We start from the raw sequence: 2,341 nt of genomic DNA on the forward strand, positions 1-2,341 counted from the left end.
TTACCCCGGTACCGAGCTGCGCCTCGTGTTTGAGGCGATCCAGTCGCATTGAATTTGGCGCCAAGTCAGGAGTTCTGCACCGTGACCAAGAACAGATACAGCGCCAGCGTAGGCGCCCCACAACGCCCGATGTAGCCTTCACGGCCCAGGCGCTGATCGACCCAACTGAACTGGCGCGGTACCCGGCGCCGGCGGGATGGAATCAACAGGGATCTGGGCATCGCAGGCCTCTCCAACGCGCGGCATCCCGCCGCTGAGAATGTCCTGCCCCAATTGTTGGAACCGCCGCGTGCTGCGGGCGATGTCTTCTTGTAACGCCGAGCCGGTTAAGCTGGCGATAAGCCGAATCAAGACAATGGGTTGCGCGTGGAAGAGATCCTGTAGCGCAGTCTGCGTAAAGACCTCTGATTCGCCCGTCTTTTCAAGCACTTGCCTCGTGCAGACATCTTGTAACGCCGCCGCCTCTAACGCCCCCTTCCGGCGCCCGTACCCGGGGTGCTCGGCGCGCCAGGCGCGCACCCGCGCGACATTGTCCGGACCGCGGAAATAGTCCCGATTGGCGGCCTTGCCCAGCCAGCGGCGCTGACTCGCCGCCTTGCTTGCACGCCGACGCTCGGCCTTGCCGCAGTAACGCTGGTGGTAGGCATTGCGCGCATCGGGATGGAATAATTCACCGCAGTGCAGGCACTTGCGCTGTCTTCGTCGTTTCACTTGGGCCGCCCTCCGAGCTCCCCCCAAGCATCGATGACGTAACCGCGTCTCGCCGCCGCTCAACGCCCCAAAGGAAGAGGCGGAAGAAGATCCAAAAGCGGAAGAAGAGCCGGAGTGTCGCGTCTGCGCTCGTGATACCCGTCGGGTCGATCCCTCGCCGACGGGACTCGCGCAGGGCGACAACCTTCTCAGCCCGGGCCGTCCCGCTCCGGGTCGCTGCTCCGCCTCGAGTAGCGCCGTTGGCGCACTCGGGCTACGCACGACCCTACGACGAATGACTCTACGGCGTGTGTGACTGCGCTTTGCATATTGCCTTCACGACGAAGGACTCACGTCCTTCGTCATTACGGCAATACGCACGCGCACACGCCTACCCGGGACTACCGGCCTCGCGCTTTGCGCTTCCCTGGCCGGCAGCGGATGAAAAGAGAGGGGGCGAAGAAGACTTCTCTCGACACGTTCAAGCCGGCTAAAGGACTACAGTTTCAGGTCGGCGCTGACACACGGACCTGTTTCATCTGCAGCATGAGGCCAGCAAGGCCATGAGCCTGGCGTTGGTGCGCGCGCAGCGGCAGGCGCAAACCGAGGAGGACAAGGCCAAGGCGCGCTGGCAGGCCGCGTGCGCCGCCGAGCAGGACTATTATCGCCATCCCCATGGTCCGGGACGTCCGCCGGCTTTTGCCGCACGCATCGATCGCGCGCTCCATGACTACGTCCAGTGCAGCCTGGCGCGCGAGCGGGTCGAGGCGCGTCGCACGGAAGCCAAAATGCCGCTCGCCGAGGTGAGCGCGCTCGATCACCCCTATGACCTCGAGTACGGACAGGCGCAGACCCCCGAGGGCCTCGCCCAACGGCTCGGGACGCTCTTCGAGCGCCTGGAGACGCTCGCCGAGAAGGCGGACTTGTCCGAGCGTTTGTGCGCGCATCTGGCCAAGGCGAAGCGACTCACTGGCGGGCTGGTGGCCACGCTGGCGCTCTTCTTCATGACGGCCACGGCCCGGGTGCAGGCCCTCGACCTGGCTCCCGCCATCGAGCAGGCCATGCTCGACGACCTCATCCCCGCGCTCTACCTGGAGCGGGCGGTCGAGCGCCGCACCCGCGCGGAGCAACGCCATCGGCTCAAGCGCTTGAGTGCGCAGCGCCTCGCGCCGCTGCAGCAGCCTGAGCACCCCATCCAAGCCCTGGACCGCGAGACCCGCTGCCACCTTGAGCAGGTCGCCCAGGAATGTGCCGACCTGTTCCAGCGCAGCAGCTCCTGCGTCGAAGGGCGCAATGGCTTTCTCTCCCTGTATCAGCATGGTCATCACCGCCTGAGTCCGCGTAAGCAGGCCGTGCTCACGGCGATCCACAACTTCGCCATCAAGCGCCCCGACGGCACCACGGCCGCTGAGCGGTTCTTCGCCAAAGCCCACCCCCCTCTCTTCGAGCAGGTACTTGAGCGAATGCCTTGGCCAGCGCGGCTCGCGAAACGACGACCGCGGCCAGCGAAGTCGCCTCACTTGCTCGCCGTGGCGGCTTAGCAACGGTGGAACCGGGTGGCCGCGGGTGCTTATGCACCCGCGGCTCCCACAGATCCGGACGTGCGGGACTACGCATCCGGCTCCTCGGTTGAGCAGTCGCTACGCGACAT

2 protein-coding genes are annotated in these 2,341 nt (G+C 65.6%); one reads left to right on the plus strand and one right to left on the minus strand.

Annotation, left to right across the window (positions count from 1 at the left end; translation table 11 throughout):
- Nucleotides 1-138: 138 nt before the first annotated feature.
- Nucleotides 139-711 carry a hypothetical protein gene (locus G3446_RS26355; RefSeq protein ID WP_164456626.1) on the minus strand — a complete coding sequence of 191 codons (573 nt, stop codon included), beginning with the start codon at nucleotides 709-711 and terminating at the stop codon, nucleotides 139-141.
- Nucleotides 712-1,253: 542 nt separating this feature from the next.
- Between G3446_RS26355 and G3446_RS26360 the strand changes: the two genes are divergently transcribed.
- Nucleotides 1,254-2,231: a DUF6399 domain-containing protein gene (locus G3446_RS26360; protein WP_164456627.1), complete on the plus strand. Its 978-nt coding sequence runs from the start codon at nucleotides 1,254-1,256 to the stop codon at nucleotides 2,229-2,231.
- Nucleotides 2,232-2,341: the final 110 nt, after the last annotated feature.

The organism is Thiorhodococcus minor, from assembly GCF_010820565.1.
Classification (GTDB): domain Bacteria; phylum Pseudomonadota; class Gammaproteobacteria; order Chromatiales; family Chromatiaceae; genus Thiorhodococcus; species Thiorhodococcus minor.

Bases quoted from the DNA above. Each gene is read 5' to 3' on its own strand.
- G3446_RS26360 (WP_164456627.1), top strand. From the start codon at position 1,254: ATGAGCCTGGCGTTGGTGCGCGCGCAGCGGCAGGCGCAAACCGAGGAG.